Genomic DNA, 24,937 nt, shown 5'->3' with positions numbered 1-24,937 from the left:
ATGGTATTTACAGCAAAAAGTCCTAAAATTAATATTGAAGAAGTTCGTGCCTTATCAAAATTAGAAGGCCAAGCTTTGGAGAGAAAATCACAGCGCGATCAAGAGCTAGAAGCCATTATACGTGGAGAAGACCAGCGAATTCTCTTGGTAATCGGGCCATGCTCATCTGACAATGAAGAAGCTGTTCTTGAATACGCTAAGCGTTTGGCAGCTTTGCAAGAAGAAGTGGCAGACCGTATCTTTATGGTTATGCGTGTTTATACTGCTAAACCTCGTACCAATGGAGATGGCTATAAAGGCTTGATTCACCAGCCTAACGCGACAGAAGCGCCTAGTCTTATCAATGGAATCAAAGCCGTTCGCCATCTTCATTATCGTGTCATCACGGAAACAGGTATGACTACTGCTGATGAAATGCTTTATCCTGAAAATCTTCCTCTTGTGGATGATTTGATTTCCTACATGGCGGTTGGTGCCCGTTCAGTTGAAGACCAGCAACACCGCTTCGTGGCAAGTGGAGCAGATTTCGCGACTGGGTTTAAAAATCCAACCTCTGGAAATCTCAATGTTATGTTTAATGGGATTTATGCTGCTCAAAACAAACAAAGTTTCCTTTTCCTAGGAAAAGAAGTGGAAACAACTGGGAACCCGCTTTCGCACGCCATTCTTCGTGGAGCAATCAATGAGTATGGTAAGAATATTCCTAACTACTACTATGATAATTTGATGGATACCATTGCCCAATATGAGAAAATGGGCTTGGAAAATCCCTTTATCATTGTGGATACCAATCATGACAACTCTGGTAAGCAATATATGGACCAGATTCGAATTGTCCGCCAGACCTTGATTAATCGTGATTGGAATGAAAAGATCAAGCGGTACGTTCGTGGCTTTATGATTGAGTCTTATCTGGAAGACGGTCGTCAGAACGAACCAGAAGTATTTGGCAAGTCTATCACAGATCCTTGCCTTGGCTGGGAAAATACGGAAGTCCTCGTCAGAGAAATCTACCAAACGCTAGGAGAATAAGATGGCATTTATTGAAAAAGGTCAAGAAATCGATATTGAAGCAATCAAGGCAGAAACCCAATTGTCTGCGGAAGCCTTGCGTCTAAAGGAGCGTCGTGATAGAGAAATGGCAGACATTATTTCAGGAGAAGATGACCGGATCCTTTTGGTGATTGGTCCTTGCTCGTCTGACAATGAAGAGGCTGTCTTGGAATATGCCCGTCGTTTATCGGCCTTGCAAAAGAAGGTGGCGGACAAGATTTTCATGGTTATGCGTGTTTATACAGCTAAACCTCGCACTAACGGAGACGGCTATAAAGGTCTGGTTCACCAGCCAGATACTTCTAAGGCGCCTAGTTTGATTAACGGCTTGCAGGCTGTGCGCCAGTTGCACTACCGTGTGATTACAGAGACTGGTTTGACAACGGCAGATGAGATGCTTTATCCGTCAAATCTGGTCTTGGTAGATGATTTGGTCAGCTACCATGCTGTTGGTGCTCGTTCTGTGGAAGACCAAGAGCACCGCTTTGTGGCCTCAGGAATTGATGCACCAGTCGGGATGAAAAATCCAACCTCAGGAAATCTTGGCGTTATGTTTAACGGTATCTATGCCGCTCAAAACAAACAAACCTTCCTCTTCCATGGTCAAGAAGTTGAGACTTCAGGAAATCCCTTGGCTCACGTCATCCTTCGTGGAGCAGTTAATGAATATGGGAAAAATGAGCCTAACTTTTACTATGAAACCCTGCTAAATGCCATTGAGCGCTATGAAGCCATGGGACTTGAAAATCCTTTTATTCTCATTGATACCAACCATGATAACTCAGGCAAGCAATATATGGAGCAGATTCGAATTGTTCGCCAGACCTTGCAAAATCGTGATTGGAATGAGAAGATTAAAAAGACAGTTCGAGGCTTTATGATTGAATCTTACCTAGCAGATGGTCGTCAAAATCAACCAGAGGTCTTTGGTTGCTCTATTACGGATCCTTGCTTGGGTTGGGAAAATACAGAGGCTTTGGTAGAAGAAATCTATGCTACCTTGACAAAATAAGTGAAAAGGATGGAGTTGGGGGAATCTCAACTCCTTTTGATGAGAATGATAGTTGGACACGGAATTGACATTGAAGAATTGGCTTCTATAAAAAGCGCAGTTGCACGACATGAAGGCTTTGCTAAGCGCGTGCTGACAGCTAAGGAAATGGAGCGGTTTAACAGTCTTAAAGGGCGCAGGCAAATCGAATATTTGGCTGGTCGCTGGTCGGCTAAGGAGGCCTTTTCTAAGGCAATGGGAACGGGCATTGGCAAGCTCGGTTTTCAGGATTTGGAAGTCCTGAATAATGAACGCGGGGCGCCTTATTTTAGTCAGGCACCATTTTCAGGAAAGATTTGGCTGTCTATCAGCCACACCAATCAGTTTGTGACAGCTAGTGTCATTTTGGAGGAAAATCATGAAAGCTAGTCCACATAGACCAACCAAGGCTCTGATTCATTTGGGAGCTATTCGACAAAATATTCAGCAAATGGGGGCTCATATCCCTGAAGGAACACTCAAATTTGCAGTAGTCAAGGCTAATGCCTATGGTCATGGAGCTGTTGCCGTTGCCACGACTATTCAAGATGATGTTGATGGCTTTTGCGTTTCCAATATCGATGAAGCTATTGAACTCAGACAGGCTGGACTTAGCAAGCGAATCCTTATTTTAGGAGTTTCTGAAATCGAAGTTGTTGCTCTAGCTAAAGAATATGACATCACCTTGACTGTAGCTGGACTGGAGTGGATTCAATCACTCTTAGATAAGGAAGCGGACTTAACTGGATTAACAGTCCACCTCAAGATTGATTCAGGAATGGGACGAATTGGTTTTCGAGAGGCTCATGAGGCTGAGCAGGCTCAAGATTTGCTCCAACAACATGGTGCTCGTGTTGAAGGGATTTTTACCCACTTTGCTACTGCAGACGAGAAATCAGATGACTACTTTAATGCCCAGTTAGAACGGTTTAAAACTATTTTGGCCAGTATGAAAGGTCTTCCAGAGCTGATACATGCCAGCAATTCGGCAACGACTCTTTGGCATGCAAAGACTATTTTCAATGCGGTCCGTATGGGAGATGCCATGTATGGTCTAAATCCGAGTGGAGAGGTCTTGAACTTACCCTATGACCTGACTCCAGCCTTGACCTTGGAGTCTGCCTTGGTTCATGTCAAGACAGTTCCAGCTGGAGCTTGCATGGGCTATGGAGCGACCTATCAGGCGGATAGCGAGCAAGTCATTGCGACGGTGCCAATCGGCTATGCAGATGGTTGGACACGAGATATGCAGAATTTCTCCGTCTTGGTAGATGGACAAGCTTGCCCAATCGTCGGTCGGGTTTCTATGGACCAAATCACTATTCGTTTGCCTAAACTTTATCCGCTAGGAACAAAAGTAACCTTGATCGGCAGCAACGGTGACAAGGAAATCACAGCTACTCAGGTAGCGACCTACCGTGGAACCATTAACTATGAGGTGGTTTGTCTACTCAGCGACCGCATTCCGAGAGAATATTATTAAAAAGAAAGGAGTGGAGCATGAATCTACATCAACCTTTGCATGTCTTACCTGGTGTGGGACCAAAGTCAGCAGAGAAGTACGCCAAACTAGGAATTGAAAACTTGCAAGACCTCTTGCTCTACTTTCCTTTCCGTTATGAAGATTTCAAAACCAAGCAAGTGCTGGAGTTGGAAGACGGAGAAAAGGCTGTTCTTTCTGGTCAAGTCGTGACTCCTGCTAGTGTCCAGTACTATGGTTTCAAGCGTAATCGCCTGCGCTTTAGCCTCAAGCAGGGCGAAGTCGTTTTTGCGGTGAATTTCTTTAACCAGCCCTATCTGGCTGATAAGATAGAGTTGGGAGCAACTCTTGCCGTCTTTGGAAAATGGGACCGTGCCAAGGCTAGTCTGACTGGGATGAAGGTCCTGGCTCAGGTGGAAGATGACCTCCAGCCTGTCTATCGTTTGGCTCAAGGAATCAGTCAGACCAGTTTGGTTAAGGTCATTAAAACAGCCTTTGATCAGGGACTGGACCTCTTGATTGAGGAAAATCTTCCCCAGTCTTTGCTGGACAAATACAAACTCATGTCCCGTTGTCAGGCCGTTCGTGCCATGCATTTTCCAAAGGATTTGGCAGAATACAAGCAGGCCCTTCGCCGTATCAAGTTTGAAGAACTCTTTTATTTTCAAATGCAGTTGCAGATGCTCAAGTCTGAAAATAGAGTTCAGGGCAGCGGTCTGGTTTTGAACTGGTCTCAGAAAAAAGTGACAGAAGTCAAAGAAAGGCTACCTTTTGCCCTGACCCCAGCTCAGGAAAAGAGTTTGCAGGAAATTTTGACCGACATGAAGTCGGACCACCACATGAATCGTCTTTTGCAAGGGGATGTGGGGAGCGGGAAAACGGTAGTCGCTGGCTTGGCTATGTATGCGGCAGTGACGGCTGGCTACCAAGCAGCCCTCATGGTACCAACAGAAATCCTTGCAGAGCAACACTTTGAGAGTTTACAGAACCTTTTTCCAGACTTGAAACTGGCTCTCTTGACAGGTTCCTTGAAAGCTGCAGAAAAGAGAGAAGTCTTGGAGACTATTGCCAAGGGTGAGGCTGATTTGATTATTGGAACCCACGCTCTGATACAGGATGGGGTGGATTATGCTCGTCTGGGCTTGATTATCATCGATGAGCAGCACCGCTTTGGTGTAGGGCAAAGGCGTGTTCTGAGAGAAAAAGGCGACAACCCAGATGTCCTCATGATGACGGCGACTCCTATTCCACGGACGCTGGCTATCACAGCATTTGGCGATATGGATGTTTCCATTATCGACCAGATGCCAGCAGGACGGAAGCCTATTGTGACACGCTGGATCAAGCATGAGCAACTACCTCAGGTCTTGACTTGGTTAGAGGGGGAAATTCAAAAAGGTTCACAAGCCTATGTCATCTCTCCCTTAATTGAAGAATCAGAAGCTCTGGATTTGAAAAATGCTATTGCTTTATCTGAGGAGTTGACGGCTCATTTTGCAGGTAAGGCAGAAGTGGCTCTTCTACATGGTAAGATGAAGAGTGACGAAAAAGACCAGATTATGCAGGAGTTCAAAGAGAGAAAAACGGATATTCTGGTTTCGACGACTGTTATCGAGGTCGGGGTCAATGTTCCCAATGCGACCGTCATGATTATCATGGATGCCGATCGCTTCGGGCTCAGCCAGCTTCACCAGCTCAGAGGTCGTGTTGGTCGGGGAGATAAGCAGTCCTATGCAGTTCTTGTTGCCAATCCCAAGACGGATTCTGGGAAAGACCGTATGCGCATCATGACAGAAACCACCAATGGTTTTGTTCTTGCTGAGGAAGATTTGAAAATGCGTGGTTCAGGTGAAATTTTTGGAACCAGACAGTCAGGACTTCCAGAATTCCAAGTGGCTGATATTATTGAAGATTTTCCAATTTTAGAAGAAGCCAGAAAAGTTGCTAGTTACATTAGTTCGATAGAAGCTTGGCAAGAGGATCCAGAATGGCGCATGATTGCCCTTCATCTGGAAAAGAAAGAACATTTAGATTAATACTCTTCGAAAATCAAATTCAAACCACGTCAGCTTCGCCTTGCCGTACTCAAGTACTGCCTACGGCTAGCTTCCTAGTTTGCTCTTTGATTTTCATTGAGTATAAGCTTTCTATAAGGAAATCTTAAGCTAGCTTTCAGGTTTGGTCCTTATACTAGAGTCATCAAAAAGAAACGAGGACTCTCACATGACCGTAACGATTAAAGTAAATTACCAAACCACTTTCCAAAAGAAAGAAGCAAAAAATTAAGATTGAGCAGAAGAAGAAAGAGCGAAAATGCTCTTTTTTTGTTTGAGTTTTTTCAAGATTTGAACGGTAATTATAAATAGCTAGAGTAGAATGGAGTCAGTTCAGAGTAGACGATTACTTTCTAAATCATTAAGTGAAAGAATCAAAAGATAGTATATTTAGTTTATGGGACAATAGGTTGAAAGGATATGTCTTTTCTGAAACTACTTTCAGAAACAGCTGTTCTATAAAATACTTTTGAAACTGTAATCTATCCTACTACAAAGTATTGAAAGCGCTTCATAAATGATATATAATCAACTCATAAGAACAAAGAAAAGGAGGAAAGAGGATGCCACAGATTACTAAAGAAGCCTTGATTGAACAAATCAAAGATGGAATCATCGTTTCTTGTCAGGCCCTTCCTCACGAACCGCTTTATACAGAAGCGGGAGGAGTCATTCCCTTGCTGGTCAAAGCGGCTGAGCAAGGTGGAGCAGTCGGTATCCGAGCAAATAGTGTTCGCGATATCAAGGAAATCAAGGAGGTTACCAACCTTCCAATCATTGGGATAATTAAACGAGATTATCCACCACAAGAACCCTTCATCACTGCTACTATGAAAGAAGTTGATGAATTGGCAGAACTGGACATCGAGGTGATTGCTCTGGATTGTACCAAGCGTGAACGCTACGATGGTTTAGAGATTCAAGAGTTCATTCGTCAGGTTAAGGAAAAATACCCTAACCAGCTCTTGATGGCTGATACAAGTACTTTCGAGGAAGGATTGGCAGCTGTTGAAGCAGGAATTGACTTTGTCGGAACAACCTTATCAGGATACACATCTTACAGTCCAAAAGTGGATGGTCCCGATTTTGAATTAATTAAAAAACTCTGTGATGCTGGTGTAGATGTTATTGCAGAAGGGAAAATTCATACACCAGAACAAGCCAAACAAATCCTTGGATATGGAGTGCGAGGTATTGTTGTCGGTGGCGCTATTACTAGACCAAAAGAGATTACAGAACGCTTCGTTGCTGGTCTTAAATAAAAAATAAAGAAAGGGGGATTGAGTATGATTATTACTAAAATCAGTCGTTTAGGAACTTATGTGAAAGTAAATCCACATTTTGCAACATTAATAGATTTTCTAGAAAAAACAGGACTAGAAAATTTAACAGAAGGTCCGATTGATATCGATGGTGATCGATTATTTGGTAATTGCTTTACTTATCTAGCAGACGGTCAAGCAGGAGCCTTCTTTGAAACTCACCAAAAATATTTGGATATTCATTTAGTTTTGGAAAATGAAGAAGCCATGGCTGTTACGTCGCCAGAAAATGTAAGCGTTACCCAAAAATATGATGAAGAAAAAGATATTGAATTATACACAGGAGAAGTGGAACAGTTAGTTCATTTGAGAGCTGGTGAATGCCTTATCACTTTTCCAGAAGATTTACATCAACCCAAGGTTCGTATAAATGATGAACCTGTTAAAAAAGTTGTCTTTAAAGTTGCGATTTCTTAATGTAGAAAGGGAAGAACAATGAAAAAAATGAGAAAGTTTTTATGTCTAGCTGGAGTTGCGCTAGCAGCCGTTGCCTTGGTAGCTTGTTCAGGAAAGAAAGAAACTACAGCTGACACTGAACCACCGACAGAATTATCTGGTGAGATTACAATGTGGCACTCCTTTACTCAAGGACCACGTTTGGAAAGTATTCAAAAATCAGCAGATGCTTTTATGCAAAAGCATCCAAAAACCAAAATCAAGATTGAAACATTTTCTTGGAATGACTTCTATACTAAATGGACTACAGGTTTAGCAAATGGAAATGTGCCAGATATCAGTACGGCTCTTCCTAACCAAGTAATGGAAATGGTCAACTCAGATGCTTTGGTTCCGCTAAACGATTCTATCAAGCGTATTGGACAGGATAAATTTAACGAAACTGCCTTAAATGAAGCAAAAATCGGAGATGATTACTACTCTGTTCCTCTTTATTCACATGCACAAGTCATGTGGGTTAGAACAGATTTGTTAAAAGAGCATAATATTGAGGTTCCTAAAACTTGGGATCAACTCTATGAAGCTTCTAAAAAATTGAAAGAAGCTGGAGTTTATGGCTTGTCTGTTCCGTTTGGAACAAATGACTTAATGGCAACACGTTTCTTGAACTTCTACGTACGTAGTGGTGGTGGAAGTCTCTTGACAAAAGATCTTAAAGCAGATTTGACAAGTCAACTTGCTCAAGATGGTATTAAATACTGGGTTAAAATGTATAAAGAAATCTCACCCCAAGATTCTTTGAACTTTAATGTCCTTCAACAAGCTACCTTGTTCTATCAAGGAAAAACAGCATTTGACTTTAACTCTGGCTTCCATATTGGAGGAATTAATGCCAACAGTCCTCAATTGATTGATTCGATTGATGCTTATCCTATTCCAAAAATCAAAGAATCTGATAAGGAACAAGGAATTGAAACCTCAAACATTCCAATGGTTGTTTGGAAAAATTCAAAACACCCAGAAGTTGCTAAAGCATTCTTAGAATCACTTTATAATGAAGAAGACTACGTTAAATTCCTTGATTCAACTCCAGTAGGTATGTTGCCAACTATTAAGGGGATTAGCGATTCTGCAGCCTATAAAGAAAATGAAACTCGTAAGAAATTTAAACATGCTGAAGAAGTGATTACTGAAGCTGTTAAAAAAGGTACTGCTATTGGTTATGAAAATGGACCAAGTGTACAAGCTGGTATGTTGACTAACCAACACATTATTGAACAAATGTTCCAAGATATCATTTCAAATGGAACAGATCCTATGAAAGCAGCAAAAGAAGCAGAAAAACAATTAAACGATTTATTTGAGGCTGCTCAGTAGATGTAAAAGACTAGAAAATAGGTGGGCTAGTGAGCTGAAAAGCCCTAGCCCAATCTTGTAAAAGAAGGGAGAAGGAGAATGGTTAAAGAACGTAATTTAACTCGCTGGATATTTGTTTTGCCAGCTATGATTATCGTAGGATTACTCTTTGTTTATCCGTTTTTCTCGAGTATTTTTTATAGCTTTACCAATAAGCATTTGATTATGCCTAATTATAAATTTGTTGGTTTAGCTAACTATAAAGCTGTGCTATCAGATCCCAACTTCTTTAATGCGTTCTTTAATTCAATTAAGTGGACCGTTTTCTCATTAGTTGGTCAAGTTTTAGTAGGGTTTGTATTGGCTTTGGCTCTTCACAGAGTACGCCACTTCAAGAAATTATATAGGACCTTATTGATTGTTCCTTGGGCATTTCCTACCATCGTTATTGCCTTTTCTTGGCAGTGGATTCTAAACGGGGTTTATGGCTACTTACCTAATCTAATCGTAAAATTAGGTTTAATGGAACATACGCCTGCATTTTTGACAGATAGTACATGGGCATTCCTATGTTTGGTGTTTATCAACATTTGGTTTGGAGCGCCGATGATCATGGTTAATGTGCTTTCAGCTTTGCAAACAGTACCAGAAGAACAATTTGAGGCTGCTAAGATAGATGGTGCTTCAAGTTGGCAAGTGTTCAAATTTATCGTCTTTCCACATATCAAAGTGGTTGTAGGGCTTCTAGTTGTTTTGAGAACTGTATGGATCTTTAATAACTTTGACATTATCTACCTAATTACAGGTGGTGGACCAGCCAATGCTACAACGACGCTTCCAATTTTTGCCTACAACCTAGGTTGGGGAACTAAATTGTTGGGTCGTGCTTCAGCAGTTACAGTATTGCTCTTTATCTTCTTGGTGGCAATTTGCTTTATCTACTTTGCTATCATCAGTAAGTGGGAAAAGGAGGGTAGAAAATAATGAAGAAGAAATCCGGTATTTATTTAGATATTCTCTCACATGTACTCTTGATTGGTGCGACCATCGTTGCAATTTTCCCATTGGTATGGATTATCATATCTTCTGTCAAGGGGAAAGGGGAATTAACTCAGTATCCAACACGATTTTGGCCTGAACAATTTACATTAGATTATTTCACTCATGTTATTAACGATTTGCACTTTATTGATAACATTCGAAACAGTTTAATCATTGCCTTAGCTACAACCGTTATTGCGATTATTATTTCTGCTATGGCAGCCTATGGTATTGTTAGATTCTTCCCTAAATTGGGAGCAATCATGTCGAGATTACTTGTCATTACCTACATTTTCCCACCAATTTTGTTAGCAATTCCCTATTCAATTGCCATTGCTAAAGTTGGATTAACAAATAGTTTATTTGGCTTGATGATGGTTTATCTATCTTTTAGTGTTCCATATGCAGTTTGGCTCTTAGTTGGATTTTTCCAAACAGTTCCAATTGGAATTGAAGAAGCAGCTAGAATTGATGGTGCAAATAAATTTGTTACATTTTATAAAGTTGTGCTACCGATTGTAGCACCAGGTATTGTAGCAACAGCTATTTATACATTTATCAATGCTTGGAATGAATTCTTGTATGCTTTAATTTTGATTAACAATACAGGAAAGATGACAGTAGCAGTAGCTCTTCGATCTCTTAACGGTTCAGAAATTTTAGACTGGGGAGATATGATGGCAGCATCTGTTATTGTGGTTCTTCCATCAATTATTTTCTTCTCTATTATCCAAAATAAGATTGCAAGTGGATTATCAGAAGGATCTGTGAAGTAAACGAAAGAAGGAAAAAATGAATAAGAGAGGTATTTATTCAAAACTAGGAATTTCTGTTGTAGGAATTAGTCTTTTAATGGGAGTACCCACTTTGATTCATGCGAATGAATTAAACTATGGTCAACTGTCTATATCTCCTATTTTTCAAGGAGGTTCATATCAACTGAACAATAAGAGTATAGATATCAGCCCTTTGTTATTAGATAAATTATCTGGAGAGAGTCAGACAGTAGTAATGAAATTTAAAGCAGATAAACCAAACTCGCTTCAAGCTTTGTTTGGTCTATCTAATAGTAAAGCAGGCTTTAAAAATAATTACTTTTCAATTTTCATGAGAGATTCTGGTGAGATAGGTGTAGAAATAAGAGACGCCCAAAAGGGAATAAATTATTTATTTTCTAGACCAGCTTCATTATGGGGAAAGCATAAAGGACAGGCAGTTGAAAATACACTCGTATTTGTATCTGATTCTAAAGATAAGACATACACAATGTATGTTAATGGTATAGAAGTGTTCTCTGAAACAGTTGATACATTTTTGCCGATTTCAAATATAAATGGTATAGATAAGGCAACACTAGGAGCTGTTAATCGTGAAGGCAAGGATCATTATCTTGCAAGAGGAAGTATTGATGAAATCAGTCTATTTAATAAAGCAATTAGTGATCAGGAAGTTTCAACTATTCCCTTGTCAAATCCATTTCAGTTAATTTTCCAATCAGGAGATTCTACTCAAGCAAACTATTTTAGAATACCGACATTATATACATTAAGTAGTGGAAGAGTTCTATCAAGTATTGATGCACGTTATGGTGGGACTCATGATTCTAAAAGTAAGATTAATATCGCGACTTCTTATAGTGATGATAATGGGAAAACGTGGAGTGAGCCAACTTTTGCTATGAAGTTTAATGACTATGAGGAGCAGTTAGTTTACTGGCCACGAGATAATAAATTAAAGAATAGTCAAATTAGTGGAAGTGCTTCATTTATAGATTCATCCATTGTTGAAGATAAAAAATCTGGGAAAACGATATTATTAGCTGATGTTATGCCTGCTGGTATCGGAAATAATAATGCAAATAAAGCTGATTCAGGTTTTAAAGAAATAAACGGTCATTATTATTTAAAACTAAAGAAGAATGGAGATAACGATTTCCGTTATACAGTTAGAGAAAATGGTGTCGTTTACGATGAAACAACAAATAAACCTACAAATTATACTGTAAATGATAAGTATGAAGTTTTGGAGGGAGGAAAGTCTTTAACAGTCGAACAATATTCGGTTGATTTTGATAGTGGCTCTCTAAGAGAAAGGCATAATGGAAAACAGGTTCCTATGAATGTTTTCTACAAAGATTCGTTATTTAAAGTGACTCCTACTAATTATATAGCAATGACAACTAGTCAGAATAGAGGAGAGAGTTGGGAACAATTTAAGTTATTGCCTCCGTTCTTAGGTGAAAAACATAATGGAACTTACTTATGTCCCGGACAAGGTTTAGCATTAAAATCAAGTAACAGATTAATTTTTGCAACATATACCAGTGGCGAACTAACTTATCTCATTTCTGATGATAGTGGTCAAACATGGAAGAAATCCTCAGCTTCAATTCCGTTTAAGAATGCGACAGCAGAAGCGCAAATGGTTGAAATGAGAGATGGTGTGATTAGAACATTCTTTAGAACTACTACAGGTAAGATTGCCTATATGACTAGTAGAGATTCTGGAGAAACATGGTCAGAAGTTTCGTATATCGATGGAATTCAACAAACTTCATATGGTACACAAGTATCTGCAATTAAATACTCTCAATTAATTGATGGAAAAGAAGCAGTCATTTTGAGTACACCAAATTCTAAAAATGGCCGTAAGGGAGGCCAATTAGTTGTCGGTTTAGTCAATAAAGAAGATGATAGTATTGATTGGAAGTACCACTATGACATTGATTTGCCTTCGTATGGTTATGCATATTCTGCGATTACAGAATTGCCAAATCATCACATAGGTGTATTATTTGAAAAATATGATTCATGGTCGAGAAATGAATTGCATTTAAGTAATGTAGTTCAGTACATAGATTTGGAAATTAATGATTTAACAAAATAAAGGAGAAAAAACATGGTTAAATACGGTGTTGTTGGAACAGGATATTTTGGAGCTGAGTTGGCTCGTTATATGCAAAAGAATGATGGAGCAGAGATTACTCTTCTCTATGACCCAGATAATGCAGAGGCGATTGCAGAAGAGTTGGGAGCAAAAGTAGCAAGTTCCCTAGATGAGTTGGTTTCTAGCGATGAAGTAGATTGTATTATTGTCGCAACTCCAAATAATCTTCATAAAGAACCAGTTATCAAGGCCGCACAACATGGTAAAAATGTTTTCTGTGAAAAACCAATTGCGCTTTCTTATCAAGATTGTCGCGAGATGGTAGATGCATGTAAAGAAAACAATGTAACCTTTATGGCAGGACATATTATGAACTTCTTCAATGGTGTCCATCATGCAAAAGAACTCATTAATCAAGGAGTCATCGGAGACGTTCTATATTGTCACACAGCTCGTAATGGTTGGGAAGAACAACAACCGTCAGTATCATGGAAAAAAATTCGTGAAAAATCAGGTGGTCACTTGTATCACCACATCCATGAGTTGGATTGTGTTCAATTCCTTATGGGTGGCATGCCTGAAACTGTAACCATGACAGGTGGAAATGTAGCCCATGAAGGTGAAAATTTCGGTGATGAAGATGATATGATTTTTGTCAATATGGAATTTTCTAATAAGCGTTTTGCCTTGTTAGAATGGGGTTCAGCTTATCGTTGGGGTGAACATTATGTCTTAATCCAAGGAACGAAAGGCGCTATCCGCCTAGACTTATTCAACTGTAAAGGAACTCTTAAGCTAGATGGGCAAGAAAGCTATTTCTTGATTCATGAATCGCAAGAAGAAGATGATGATCGTACTCGTATCTATCATAGTACAGAGATGGACGGAGCAATTGCTTATGGTAAACCAGGTAAACGTACTCCATTATGGTTATCATCTGTCATTGACAAAGAAATGCGCTATTTACATGAGATTATGCAAGGAGCTCCAGTCTCAGAAGAATTTGCAAAACTATTGACAGGTGAAGCAGCTCTAGAAGCAATTGCTACTGCAGATGCTTGTACCCAATCTATGTTTGAAGATCGCAAAGTAAAATTGTCAGAAATTGTAAAATAAACATAATGGTAAAGGGGATGAAAAATTTATTTTCTCCCCTCATTTCGGAAATAAGTTAGGAGAAAATCTATGTCAGATTTAAAAAAATATGAAGGTGTCATTCCAGCCTTCTACGCATGTTATGATGATCAAGGAGAAGTCAGTCCAGAGCGTACGCGTGCCTTGGTTCAATACTTCATTGATAAAGGGGTTCAAGGTCTTTATGTCAATGGTTCTTCTGGTGAATGTATCTACCAAAGCGTTGAAGACCGCAAGTTGATTTTGGAAGAAGTCATGGCAGTTGCCAAAGGTAAATTGACCATTATTGCCCACGTTGCTTGCAACAACACCAAAGACAGTATGGAACTTGCTCGTCATGCTGAAAGCTTAGGTGTAGATGCCATTGCAACGATTCCACCAATTTACTTCCGCTTACCAGAATACTCAGTTGCTAAATACTGGAACGATATTAGTTCTGCAGCTCCAAACACAGACTATGTCATCTACAACATTCCTCAATTGGCAGGAGTTGCTTTGACTCCAAGTCTTTATACTGAAATGTTGAAGAATCCTCGTGTTATCGGTGTGAAGAACTCTTCTATGCCAGTTCAAGATATCCAAACATTTGTGAGCCTTGGTGGAGAAGACCATATCGTATTCAATGGTCCTGATGAACAGTTCCTAGGTGGTCGCCTCATGGGTGCTAAGGCTGGTATTGGTGGTACTTATGGTGCTATGCCAGAACTCTTCTTGAAACTCAATCAGTTGATTGCGGATAAAGATTTGGAAACAGCGCGTGAATTGCAGTATGCTATCAACGCTATCATTGGTAAACTCACTGCTGCACATGGAAATATGTACGGTGTCATTAAGGAAGTCTTGAAGATCAATGAAGGCTTGAATATTGGTTCTGTTCGTTCACCATTGACACCAGTGACTGAAGACGATCGTCCAGTTGTAGAAGCAGCTGCAGCCTTGATTCGTGAAACCAAGGAGCGCTTCCTCTAATCCATAAGGAGGTATTTATGACACACTATGTTGCAATTGATATCGGTGGAACCAACATCAAATATGGTTTGATTGACCAAGAAGGCCAACTTGTTGAATCGCATGAAATGCCAACTGAGGCGCATAAGGGTGGACCTCATATCTTACAAAAGACCAAAGATATCGTAGCCAGCTATTTAGAACAAGGCCCAGTAGCAGGTGTTGCTATTTCTTCTGCAGGAATGGTGGATCCAGATAAGGGTGAGATTTTCTATGCTGGACCTCAGATTCCAAATTATGCAGGAACCCAGTTCAAGAAGGAAATCGAGACTAGCTTTGCGATTCCTTGTGAGATTGAAAATGATGTCAACTGTGCAGGTCTTGCTGAAGCGGTATCTGGTTCAGGTAAGGGAGCGAGTGTCACACTTTGCCTGACTATTGGAACAGGTATCGGTGGTTGCTTGATTATGGACGGGAAAGTCTTCCATGGATTTAGCAATTCGGCCTGTGAAGTTGGTTATATGCATATGCAGGATGGAGCGTTCCAGGATCTCGCTTCTACCACAGCTTTGGTTGAGTATGTAGCTAAGGCTCATGGTGAGGAAGTGGAACACTGGAATGGTCGACGCATTTTCAAGGAGGCTACTGAAGGAAACAAGATCTGTATGGCTGGCATTGACCGCATGGTAGACTATCTAGGAAAAGGTCTGGCAAATATTTGCTATGTGGCCAATCCAGAAGTAGTCATTCTTGGTGGCGGTATTATGGGGCAAGAGGCTATTCTCAAGCCTAAAATTCGAAAAGCTTTGAAAGATGCTTTGGTACCAAGTCTGGCTGATAAGACGAGATTAGAATTTGCTCATCATCAAAATACAGCAGGTATGTTGGGAGCTTATTATCATTTTAAAACAAAACAATCCTAGTTTGGTTCAACCAAACTAGGATTTTCTAGGTACGACGGGCATATAGTTCATCTGTGTTGTATAGTAAATTGAAACAAGAACAAGACAAAAGAGCCTCAAAAAAAGTATTGCAACTTGGTAATACTTTTTTGAGGTGCTTTTTGATATGAGTCCATGTTTTCTCAATCAGGATTGTACTCAGGTGAGTAGGGAGGAAGAGGTAAAAGTTTATGCCCAAACTCTTCACACAAGAGTTCTAGCTTACCCATTCTATGGAATCTTGCATTATCCATAATAATAACTGATGGTATATTTAATATTGGTAAGAGAAACTTCTGAAACCAAGCTTCAAAAAAGTCGCTCGTCATTGTTTCTTCGTAAGTCATTGGAGCGATTAACTCACTATTTGTTAGCCCTGAAACCAAAGAAATCCTCTGATATCTTCTTCCAGATACTTTACCTCTTATTATCTGACCTTTTAATGAGTGACTATATTCTCGATAAAAATAAGTATCGAATCCTGTTTCATCAATATAAACAGGTACTAGGTGATTTAAACTATTAAAATTTTTAAGAAATAAAGCTACTTTTTCTGGATCTTGTTCATAGTAGGTGTGGTTCTTTTTTTCGAGTGTATCCCATAGCTTTGAGAGCATAGTGGATAGTAGTTGGATGACAGTCAAATTCAGAAGCTATTTCAGTCGAATAAGCGTCTGGATTGTCAGTAAGATGGTTTTTGAGACATCTGCTAGGACGCAGACTTTTATCGTCGCATGGTAGACTAGGAGGAGCCTTATGACAGATTTTCTGATTCTTCCTCTTATTCTCATAGTCGTGGGCATGATTGCCTTGATTCTCTAGATTCTCATAGTTCTGGCTAGTGGATTGTTTTTAATTGGACTAGCCTGTGCTACTCTCTTTACTGAGGTATATGGATTCTATCTTCTCTTTACAGAGACTGAACTTTACACGGAAGATTTAGCACAGAATGGATTATTTGGTTTTACGACTTTCTTTATCATCTTTAACCTTGCTTTGCTTGTCTTGGCAGGTTGGGCAGGGTATAAGTGGAAGATAAGATGAATAAAATGGAGAAAACTCTAATGGTTCTTCTCCATTTTTTATCTAATTAGTAATGTTGAAAATCGGAAGTGAAATGATACTTTCAAAGAATTCATTTTGGACACTAGCAAACGAAATAGAGCCCTGATGCAAATCAACAATTTGTTTTGAAATTTTTAGCCCAATTCCAGTCGTTCTAATTTTAGAAATATCAATGTTTTTAAAAGATAATTCATTAAGTTCAGTAATTTTTTCTGGTGAAGCTCCCTGTCCATTATCTTTGATTTCGACAATTACATTTGTATCTTTTTTGAATAAGTAGATTCTTATTGTGCACCCCTTTTCGTTATGTAAAACAGAGTTGTAGATGATATTATGGATAACTCTCGTGATTAAAAACTGCTCAATCATGATAGATTGATTAACAAGTGAACAATCGTAATCAAATTCAAATTCAAATTCATTCCAGATTTCTTGATTTAAAATATGGATGAGAATGTCTTTGAAGAAGGGGATAATTTTTGTTTCAGTCTGATTTAATTGAAGATGACCGGATGAAAGGCGGGCTACTATATTTAAGTCATTTAAAATATTTTGGATGTAATAGGATTCTGTCAATATTGGGCGAATATGCTTTTTAGACTGTGTATCTAGTTCAGAATCATTTAACAAGGACGCGTTAGAAATGATGACAGAAAGAGGTGTTTTGATATCGTGTGCAATTCCTGAAATCCATTGCTCTTTAAAGACTTCATTCTCTTTGAGTAGAGTATCGGTTTGATTAATTGCAGTTGTAAGATATTCTAGTTCTGATATAGAATTTATTGGATTTTTCAAACCATCTGGGAGATTCTGAATAGCAGTTACAAGAGGCGCAATTTTACGATTGATATGCGTCACACCATAGTAGTAAAGAAAAGCGAAATAAAGGCAGTTGAAAAGCAATACTCCAAATGCTACTAGTGGAATTAGGCGAATACTATCTATATCTAAGTAATTATAACTATAACGAGCAATTTTATCTTTTGGAAAACCAACAACAATGATGTAGCCACCTTTTATCTGACTAAAAACAGGATAATCTGAAAGATAATAGCGAGAAAACTGTAAAATGTCCCCATAGTCAAATTGCGAAGGAATTTCTGTAGGTTTATACTGTTCGTACACTTGTTTTCCAGTCTGCTTATCCAATACCATTAGCCATAACTCTTGTTCTTTTAGACTAGAGATATCTTTTTTAGGTATGTGGACGTTATTTTTTGTGATGGTAATGTGTTCAGAAATTATTTTTACAGTCTCAGTAGCAGTTTGCTTTTCCCTAATGTAGAAAACAAAACTGGCAATTAGAATAATATTGGTAATAAAGATAATGATGGAAAAAAAGATAAATTTCTTTAGTGAATACCTTAAAATTTTGGTTTGGTTCATAATCATGATAACAATTTATATCCCAGCCCTTTAGCTGTCTTTAAATATTGAGGTTTTGAAGGATTTTCTTCTATTTTTTCTCGAATTTTCCGAATATGTACAGTCAAAGAGTTTTCATAACCAAAGCTATCCACTCCCCAAATCGTATCACAGAGAGATTCAGTTGAAACGATGTAATTTTTATTATCGTAAAGTTTTTTCAAAATCTTAATTTCAATTGGTGTAATAGAAATTTCTGCTCCATTCTTTTGTACTGTTGCATTCCGAAAACTTACCAAAGTCTGTCCAATCTGTATTGCTTCCTGTTCTGATTTATAGCTTCTCCTGAGCAGAGCCATAATACGATAGATAAGATTTTTTGGAATGAAGGGTTTTACGACATAATCATCACCACCAGCATTGAAACCAGCTACCTCATCTTCAGGATTATTTTTGGCAGTCAGAAAGAGGATAGGAGTATCGCCTTTTTGTCGGATATGTTTTGCTAATGTGTAGCCATCACCATCGGGGAGCATAATGTCCAAAAGGAAAAGGTCGAACTGCTCTGTTTCAATCATGTCCAAACTAGATTCTATATCATAGGCTGATGTTAGATTGGAAAATCCGTAGGCAATGAGAATATCTCTTATGGAAGAGTTTAAAATTTTATCGTCATCAATGATAAGGATGTGCTTATTCAGGAGTTGTTGTTCGAAATTCATAATCTTACCTCGCTTATCTATATTATACCATTTAAAAGAATGAAAAAAGCAAGATACTTTAATCTTAATGTAAAATTAAGGTTAGCTTAGTTTAAAATTAATCTAGCATGTCTATAATAAAGACATAACCTAGATAGAGATACTTCTCAAATAAATTTTAATCAGTGAGGTATTTCCAAATGGCTAAACAACAAAAGAATCTCGTTGAGATTGAAGTAATGAATTCTCTTCAAGAATTAACTCTTGAAGAACTTGATAACGTTCTTGGTGCTGGTAGTGGAATAATTCATTTTATTCAGACAAAACAATGGTAATAGTGAGTCACCAATTAGATATTGTGAATTATGTTGATTCTATCATTTTTGTTGATAAGAGTAGTGGAGACGTTATCAAAGATACTCATGATAATTTGATTTATAGAAATCAAAATTATAGAAAATTATTTGGCTTAAAGGAGGAAGTTCATAATGATTAGTAATGTTTTACAGATAAAAAACTTACAAAAGGGATTTAAGGATACTCAGGTAGTTAACCTTAGTTCCTTATCAGTTCAACAAGGTGAGATTTATGGTTTTCTAGGTCCAAATGGAGCTGGAAAAACAACTACCATGAAGATGATTTTGTCTTTGATTTCTCGTACAGCTGGGGAGATTGAAGTGTTCGGTCAATCTATAGGTACGGACAAGCAGTATCTTAATCAGATTGGCTCTATGATTGAAGAACCGTCTTATTATCCTAATTTGACAGGCTATGAAAATCTCTTGGTCTTCCAAAAAATTCTTGGATTTGATAAGAAAAATATTCAGGAAACCTTGAAAATTGTGGGGTTAGATCAACCTAAAAACAAGAAAAAATTGGTTAAAGATTATTCTTTGGGTATGAAACAGCGCTTGGCTTTAGCCTTTGCCTTAGTCAAGAAACCGCGTTTGTTGATACTGGATGAGCCAACAAATGGGCTAGACCCAGCAGGGATTCATGAAATTCGGGAACTGATTATCAAGTTGGCAAAAGAACAGGGCATTACTGTCTTCATCTCTACCCATATCCTTTCTGAAGTAGAGCATATAGCTGACCGTGTGGGGATTATCAATCATGGTCAACTGGTTTACGAGGGAGAAATTCGTAAAATTCAGTCCAATAAATGGCTGGAAGTGCGTGGGGATTTTAGAGGTCGACGTGAAGTCATTAGCCAAGTGTTATTTGGTTATCCGTGCAAGATGTTGGAGATACAAGAGGATAAACTCAAGCTGACTAACCTTGCTGATCAGCAGATTTCTAGTTTGTTACGAGATTTAATAGTCGAGAAAGTTCCAATTTATGAAGTGAAGCAAGAACAAGAAACCTTGGAATCTATCTTCCTCAACTTAACCAAGGAGTGAGTCTTATGTTGAATAATTTGTCTATTGAATTGCTCAAGGCAAAACGAACCAAATCCTTCCTCATTAGCATACTAGTTATGGGAGTCGGATTTGCTTGGGCAATTGCAGCCGCTACACGCTACCTAAGTAATCCAGACATGCACCAGATTAGCCTAATTTTCTATATGATAAAAGAAGTAAATGGCTTGATTCTCCCCATTGTGATTGCTCTTTTTGTATCGCGGATTGTCAAGAACGAGAAGGAGGGCAACACTTTCAAACTGCTTTTGGCAAATGGTGAAAATGTACGGCATATCTTTCTGAGTAAGCTTGGCCTGACTATGTTCATTTTGACCTTTCTCGCTTTTTTGGAGGGAGTAGTAGCCCAGTTGATTGCAATCTTATCAGGTCTAGAAATGCCTGTTAGCCTAATCCTCTGGCAAATCGTCATTTTCTTGCTAGCCTCTTTTGTCTTAACCTGTCTGTTTTTGACTTTGCAGTTTTTACTGAAGAAGCAGGCATTGATACTGGCATTAGGGATTTTCGGAGGATTTCTTGGTGTTGGATTTGGTCATGCACCAGCTTTTCTACAGCTAATTTTCCCTTTTGGTGGTATAGGATATCTGTCTCTGGTGGATTACCAGCAAGTTGCCAGTCAAGTGAGTTATGTTTTGGCGACAAACCTAGGATTTAAACTCTTTACATATTTGCCAATAGCCCTAATCTATCTCTTCTTATCTCTCTATCTGGTTGAAAAGAAAGGAGGCAAGCTATGATGTCTTATCTATCAGTAGAATGGCGGAAAACCAAAAAATTTTCCATGTTGATGATTGGTATTTGCTTCTTAGCTTTTTGTAGCCTGATTGGTCTTGGGATTTACTTTGGTTCAGCTTATTCTATGGTTGCAGAAATTGAAAAAGTGCCTGTTTTATGGGGACAATTGACCTTCTATTATAGCCAGCTTTTCTTTCCGATTTTGGTTAGCCTTTATGTAGCCATGATGTTAGGAAAAGAGTTTGACAGAAAAAATATTGAATTTCTCAGAGCTAATAATGTCAGTCTTGGGAAATTATTGTTGGCAAAAGAAATAGTAATTATCTTGTTTATTGCTGTTTTACAGTTGTTCTTGTTTGGTATTTTTTATGTCAGTGCTCACCTAGCTCATTTAGAAATTTCTAATTTGTTTACCTACCTCAAGTGGGATTTATTGGGGATTTTTGGAACAATTAGTATGATGGCAGTACAGTTTTTTGTGACAGCTAAAACTCGTGTTTTCAGTAAATCTGTGGGAATTGGTGCTATTGGTACTTTCGTAGGATTTATGATGATTTTTGTATCAGATAAATTATCTTTAATCTATCCCTACTCCCAAGCTATGGTGGCAATGCGGTCACGGAATTTGATAGACTTTAATTTAGTGGAAATAGTGCTGTTTATCATTGTAAATATTCTTCTGTGGGGGATTTTTCATACATTGAGTAATAAAGAATTGCATAAGTAATGCGAAGACTCTTAGGAGTCTTTTTCTTGTGATAAAAGCTCCAAGATTTATCCGGTATGCTTGACCTAGTTTTTATAGAAAGAAGTTCAAATTATCAATTAGAAGAGGCTTTGGTACAGGGATTTCAAACACCTGAAGAATACCAAGCCTACAAGGAACTAAAGGAACATTATGAGGAAGTGACAGGCGGTTACAGCTTTTCCAAACGAGAACTCACTAGCCAATTGGAAATCGCTCTTCAGAATCATCGAGGTGTGGACTTTGAAGAACATGAGAAAGAGGAGTATTTGGACTTAGTTCAAAAGCTAGAGGAATTTGATTCCTCTCTTGCCACCCATTACCGTCAATTGATTAGAAAGGAGAAAGTCATGAATGATTTACTCCTTATCCCAGTAATTTTTTTAGCAGTAGGAGGAATTCTCATTCTTTTATGGAGACTCTTTTTTATTGCTAGTGGACTTTTCCTTATTGGTTTTGTCAGTTTTATTATTTTCGTGGAGGGCTATGGAATATATTTGTTCTTTACAGAGACCGAACTTTACACGGCAGATTTAGCTCAAAATGGATTATTTAGTTTTACGACTTTCTTTATCATCTTTAATTTAGTTTTACTTGTCTTGGCAGGCTGGGCTGGGCATAAGTGGAAGAAGGGATAGAAAATAATCTGAACAAGTTCAAAACGTATTCCGTTTTTTTAGGACATGAAAAATTTTAGAAATTGATTCTTTCTTAAATTTGAATTTCACTAGTAGTGTAAAGATGATTTTTTCTCTGAATAAAATCTGAATTTTCTCTGATACAATCTCAAATGTCAAGGTTCAATAATTGTTGCTTCAGTAGGTGATGAGGGTCTAGATTAAAATAATCAAGAAGCATTGAAACATTACGTTGGAGAACTTAAGGGGGAGGATTATTCATATATAGATGGGAAAGTTATGGTTATTTCTGCTGGATAAGAAATGATATTGATGGCACTCAAATTATATTATTAAATATTACGAATTTTGTTCAAGATAGTGTAAAATAGATTTATACTAGTTTCTAAAAATTTAATTTACATTACAAACTGATGTATTGAGACTATTCTTTGTCAGAAATACGGAGCATTGCAGGTAGTTCTCTAAAATTTTTTGAGGTGATAGAATGTATAAGATATTAGTTGTAGATGACGATTTTGAAATTTTGAAATTGATGCGAACTATTTTAGAGATGAAAAACTATCAGGTAACGACGTATCAAGAAGTGACTGCACCAATCAATATTAATAATTTCAAAGGATTTGATTTGATTTTATTAGATGTAATGATGCCTAATATAGATGGTATGCAAATTTGTAAGCAGATTAGAAATAAAGTAAGCTCCCCTATTATTTTTGTTAGTGCAAAAGACACCGAAGATGATATAGTATCAGGATTGAATTTAGGAGGAGATGACTATATTACAAAACCTTTCAGCATCAATCAATTAATTGCCAAAGTTGCTGCAAATCTCAAACGAGAAGAACGATACAAACAAGGTGAATTAAGTAATCAAATTGTTCGAGAATTATCCCCAATAACGATTTATTTACAAGAAAAAATTGTTTGTATTAATGGAGATAGTCTTGCTTTTACAAGTAGGGAATATGATATCATAGAGCTATTATCTAGCAATCCAAGAAAAATTTTTACTGTACAAGATATATATGAAAATGTTTATGATGATGATGCTGAAACCCTCTTTCGTTCAATATCTGAGTATATCTATCAAATAAGATTAAAATTCTCATCGTATGGAATTAATCCTATAAAAACAGTTAGAGGTATGGGATACAAGTGGCATGAGTAAGAAGAGTACAATTAGAGGGCGCATAATAAGGACTGTTTTAGAACTAGTAACAGGTACGTTACTGAGTATACTTTTATTTTTTATATTTACTTATTTACTTGTTTTTACTGGACAATTAAATGTATACGGCTCTAAAATGGAAATTTCAGTGAGTGATAGCAGCAATTTAAGTGATGTAGTCCAAGCAATGAATAACTCTATATTTGACTATGTTGTATTTAATCGCAAGACGGGTACAATTGAAGAGGGTAACTATCAAAAAAAGGATTTGCCAGCCTATCGAGAAGTTTTTGCTAAAAATGAATCCATAAGTAATGATGCAGTGTATTATGGGTATTACGCTAATTCAGAGATTGTACTTACTGTCAGGCAACCCATGATACCTGAGTTTGTTAATCCGAATTTGCGTCACTTTTCATTTAATCTATTTTCTTATTTATTTTTCTTCGTTATCGAAACAATTTTACTCATTTGGTCACTTACAAGATTAATAAAAGAATTTTCAAATAATTTTCTCCTCATACAAAAAAAGACTTTAAACATGGGACAGTTAACATTTAAAGATAAAAACATTCCTGCTCAAATACAAGAGTTCGATGAAATTCTTTCTGTATTATATCAAAAGGACGACGAGTTAACTAATTTACTCAAATCAGAGAGAAGGGAGAAGGAAGATTTATCTTTTCAAGTTGGTGCATTAGCTCATGATGTAAAAACTCCTTTAACAGTACTAAAGGGAAATTTAGAGTTGCTTGAATTAACTTACCTGACTGTTCAACAGAAGGAATACACTCAGTCAATGAATAACAGTATAGTAGTTTTTGAAAGATACTTTAGTTCAATGATTGATTATTCAAGATTACTAATTGAAGATAAAGATTATGGAGAACAGATACATTTATCCGAATTTTTAAGTGAGCTGTCAGTAGAAGCGAAATCTGTAATGAATAATGCAAAGGTTGATTTCAAAATTATTAATACTACAAAATTAATATTTTTTAAGGGAAATCGCTTTAATTTAAATCGGGCATTAATTAACATTTTAGCAAATGCAGCAAGATATAGTTCTGGAGAAAAAAAAGTTACGCTTACTATCATTGAGGAAACAGAGTATATTAATTTTGTAGTGTGGAATAATGGTCTGCCTTTTACTGAACAGTCCTTATTAAATGCAGATAAGTTATTTTATACTGAGAATAAAGGTAGGAATAATAAGCACTATGGTTTAGGGTTAGCATTTGCTAAACAAGTTGCAACTAGACATTTAGGAGAATTGTTTTTATCAAATCCAGATAGAGGTGGCGCTCAAGTGACGTTGCTTATTAAAAAATAATTCTTTAAGGATATATTAGATAGCTTCCATATAATAGTTATGTATAAAAATAGATGGTTTTCTAAATTGAGGACTGTCTATTTTTTTAATTTTGTAAAATTGGAAATTCTGAACAAATTTTGAAA

Annotated in this window: 24 protein-coding genes and 2 pseudogenes; 23 read left to right on the top strand and 3 right to left on the bottom strand. The window is 37.6% G+C overall.

Features of this window, described 5'->3' with window-relative positions; genetic code table 11:
* The 14 genes from QM956_RS01410 (at nt 1) to QM956_RS01345 (ending at nt 15,623) form a co-directional block, all read left to right on the top strand.
* Nucleotides 1-1,032 carry a 3-deoxy-7-phosphoheptulonate synthase gene (locus tag QM956_RS01410; protein ID WP_023943773.1) on the top strand — a complete coding sequence of 344 codons (1,032 nt, stop codon included), beginning with the start codon at nt 1-3 and terminating at the stop codon, nt 1,030-1,032.
* A gap of 1 nt (nt 1,033) precedes the next feature.
* The gene (locus QM956_RS01405) at nt 1,034-2,065 is read left to right on the top strand and encodes a 3-deoxy-7-phosphoheptulonate synthase (RefSeq protein ID WP_000864048.1); all 1,032 of its coding nucleotides are present in this window, start codon (nt 1,034-1,036) and stop codon (nt 2,063-2,065) included.
* A 45-nt stretch (nt 2,066-2,110) separates the two neighbouring features.
* Nucleotides 2,111-2,473 (top strand): holo-ACP synthase, encoded by a 363-nt coding sequence (gene acpS / locus QM956_RS01400; RefSeq protein WP_414302135.1) that lies wholly within the window; start codon nt 2,111-2,113, stop codon nt 2,471-2,473.
* Entirely contained in the window at nt 2,463-3,566 is a 1,104-nt protein-coding gene (gene alr / locus QM956_RS01395) for an alanine racemase (protein ID WP_414302113.1), read from the top strand. The genes acpS and alr overlap by 11 nt, the downstream gene beginning before the upstream one ends.
* Nucleotides 3,557-5,599: an ATP-dependent DNA helicase RecG gene (gene recG / locus QM956_RS01390; protein WP_414302134.1), complete on the top strand. Its 2,043-nt coding sequence runs from the start codon at nt 3,557-3,559 to the stop codon at nt 5,597-5,599. Before alr ends, recG begins: the two co-directional genes overlap by 10 nt.
* 581 nt (nt 5,600-6,180) lie before the next feature.
* Nucleotides 6,181-6,879 carry an N-acetylmannosamine-6-phosphate 2-epimerase gene (locus QM956_RS01385; RefSeq protein WP_033676556.1) on the top strand — a complete coding sequence of 233 codons (699 nt, stop codon included), beginning with the start codon at nt 6,181-6,183 and terminating at the stop codon, nt 6,877-6,879.
* Between the two features lie 24 nt (nt 6,880-6,903).
* The gene (locus QM956_RS01380) at nt 6,904-7,356 is read left to right on the top strand and encodes a YhcH/YjgK/YiaL family protein (RefSeq protein WP_000587482.1); all 453 of its coding nucleotides are present in this window, start codon (nt 6,904-6,906) and stop codon (nt 7,354-7,356) included.
* A gap of 18 nt (nt 7,357-7,374) precedes the next feature.
* Nucleotides 7,375-8,712, top strand: a complete 1,338-nt coding sequence (locus QM956_RS01375; protein WP_000738780.1) for an ABC transporter substrate-binding protein — start codon at nt 7,375-7,377, stop codon at nt 8,710-8,712.
* Nucleotides 8,713-8,790: 78 nt separating this feature from the next.
* Nucleotides 8,791-9,675, top strand: a complete 885-nt coding sequence (locus QM956_RS01370; protein WP_000237988.1) for a carbohydrate ABC transporter permease — start codon at nt 8,791-8,793, stop codon at nt 9,673-9,675.
* Nucleotides 9,675-10,508, top strand: coding sequence for a carbohydrate ABC transporter permease (locus tag QM956_RS01365; RefSeq protein ID WP_000730332.1), 834 nt, complete (start codon nt 9,675-9,677; stop codon nt 10,506-10,508). The genes QM956_RS01370 and QM956_RS01365 overlap by 1 nt, the downstream gene beginning before the upstream one ends.
* A 16-nt stretch (nt 10,509-10,524) precedes the next feature.
* A complete protein-coding gene (gene nanB, locus QM956_RS01360; RefSeq protein WP_414302112.1) occupies nt 10,525-12,618 on the top strand; it encodes a neuraminidase NanB in 2,094 nt (697 codons plus the stop codon).
* A 12-nt stretch (nt 12,619-12,630) separates the two neighbouring features.
* A complete protein-coding gene (locus QM956_RS01355) occupies nt 12,631-13,734 on the top strand; it encodes a Gfo/Idh/MocA family protein (protein WP_414302111.1) in 1,104 nt (367 codons plus the stop codon).
* A gap of 69 nt (nt 13,735-13,803) precedes the next feature.
* On the top strand, nt 13,804-14,721 hold the full coding sequence (locus tag QM956_RS01350) for a dihydrodipicolinate synthase family protein (protein WP_001281493.1): 918 nt from the start codon (nt 13,804-13,806) through the stop codon (nt 14,719-14,721).
* Between the two features lie 17 nt (nt 14,722-14,738).
* Nucleotides 14,739-15,623 carry an ROK family protein gene (locus QM956_RS01345; protein WP_023946141.1) on the top strand — a complete coding sequence of 295 codons (885 nt, stop codon included), beginning with the start codon at nt 14,739-14,741 and terminating at the stop codon, nt 15,621-15,623.
* A gap of 25 nt (nt 15,624-15,648) precedes the next feature.
* Here the strand turns inward: QM956_RS01345 and QM956_RS01340 are convergent.
* Nucleotides 15,649-16,343, bottom strand: a pseudogene (locus tag QM956_RS01340) (IS630 family transposase); the annotation flags it as partial.
* Between the two features lie 144 nt (nt 16,344-16,487).
* Here QM956_RS01340 and QM956_RS01335 point away from each other — a divergent pair.
* Complete coding sequence (locus tag QM956_RS01335; RefSeq protein WP_239667053.1) at nt 16,488-16,685, top strand: DUF5966 family protein; 198 nt, start codon at nt 16,488-16,490, stop codon at nt 16,683-16,685.
* 42 nt (nt 16,686-16,727) lie between these two features.
* Here the strand turns inward: QM956_RS01335 and QM956_RS01330 are convergent, their stop codons facing one another.
* The gene (locus QM956_RS01330) at nt 16,728-18,098 is read right to left on the bottom strand and encodes a sensor histidine kinase (protein WP_049500913.1); all 1,371 of its coding nucleotides are present in this window, start codon (nt 18,096-18,098) and stop codon (nt 16,728-16,730) included.
* Complete coding sequence (locus QM956_RS01325; RefSeq protein WP_261050116.1) at nt 18,095-18,793, bottom strand: response regulator transcription factor; 699 nt, start codon at nt 18,791-18,793, stop codon at nt 18,095-18,097. Before QM956_RS01325 ends, QM956_RS01330 begins: the two co-directional genes overlap by 4 nt.
* A 179-nt stretch (nt 18,794-18,972) precedes the next feature.
* On the opposite strand from QM956_RS01325, the gene QM956_RS01320 reads away from it, so the two are divergent.
* The 8 genes and pseudogenes from QM956_RS01320 (at nt 18,973) to QM956_RS01285 (ending at nt 24,812) form a co-directional block, all read left to right on the top strand.
* Nucleotides 18,973-19,107 carry a type A2 lanthipeptide gene (locus QM956_RS01320; RefSeq protein ID WP_261050114.1) on the top strand — a complete coding sequence of 45 codons (135 nt, stop codon included), beginning with the start codon at nt 18,973-18,975 and terminating at the stop codon, nt 19,105-19,107.
* A gap of 153 nt (nt 19,108-19,260) precedes the next feature.
* A complete protein-coding gene (locus QM956_RS01315; RefSeq protein WP_261009053.1) occupies nt 19,261-20,172 on the top strand; it encodes an ABC transporter ATP-binding protein in 912 nt (303 codons plus the stop codon).
* 5 nt (nt 20,173-20,177) lie between these two features.
* A complete protein-coding gene (locus QM956_RS01310; protein WP_261023664.1) occupies nt 20,178-20,927 on the top strand; it encodes an ABC transporter permease in 750 nt (249 codons plus the stop codon).
* Nucleotides 20,924-21,652: an ABC transporter permease gene (locus tag QM956_RS01305; RefSeq protein WP_203212799.1), complete on the top strand. Its 729-nt coding sequence runs from the start codon at nt 20,924-20,926 to the stop codon at nt 21,650-21,652. The genes QM956_RS01310 and QM956_RS01305 overlap by 4 nt, the downstream gene beginning before the upstream one ends.
* 56 nt (nt 21,653-21,708) lie before the next feature.
* Nucleotides 21,709-22,005: pseudogene (locus QM956_RS01300) on the top strand (DUF5962 family protein); the annotation flags it as partial.
* 15 nt (nt 22,006-22,020) lie between these two features.
* The gene (locus QM956_RS01295) at nt 22,021-22,308 is read left to right on the top strand and encodes a DUF5966 family protein (RefSeq protein WP_414302133.1); all 288 of its coding nucleotides are present in this window, start codon (nt 22,021-22,023) and stop codon (nt 22,306-22,308) included.
* Nucleotides 22,309-22,795: 487 nt separating this feature from the next.
* Complete coding sequence (locus QM956_RS01290) at nt 22,796-23,479, top strand: response regulator transcription factor (RefSeq protein WP_153198769.1); 684 nt, start codon at nt 22,796-22,798, stop codon at nt 23,477-23,479.
* Complete coding sequence (locus QM956_RS01285) at nt 23,472-24,812, top strand: sensor histidine kinase (RefSeq protein WP_414302110.1); 1,341 nt, start codon at nt 23,472-23,474, stop codon at nt 24,810-24,812. Before QM956_RS01290 ends, QM956_RS01285 begins: the two co-directional genes overlap by 8 nt.
* Nucleotides 24,813-24,937 lie beyond the last annotated feature (125 nt).

Source organism: Streptococcus mitis, assembly GCF_047460035.1.
GTDB lineage: Bacteria > Bacillota > Bacilli > Lactobacillales > Streptococcaceae > Streptococcus > Streptococcus mitis_DW.
This window is presented reverse-complemented; position numbering and strand designations above follow the sequence as displayed.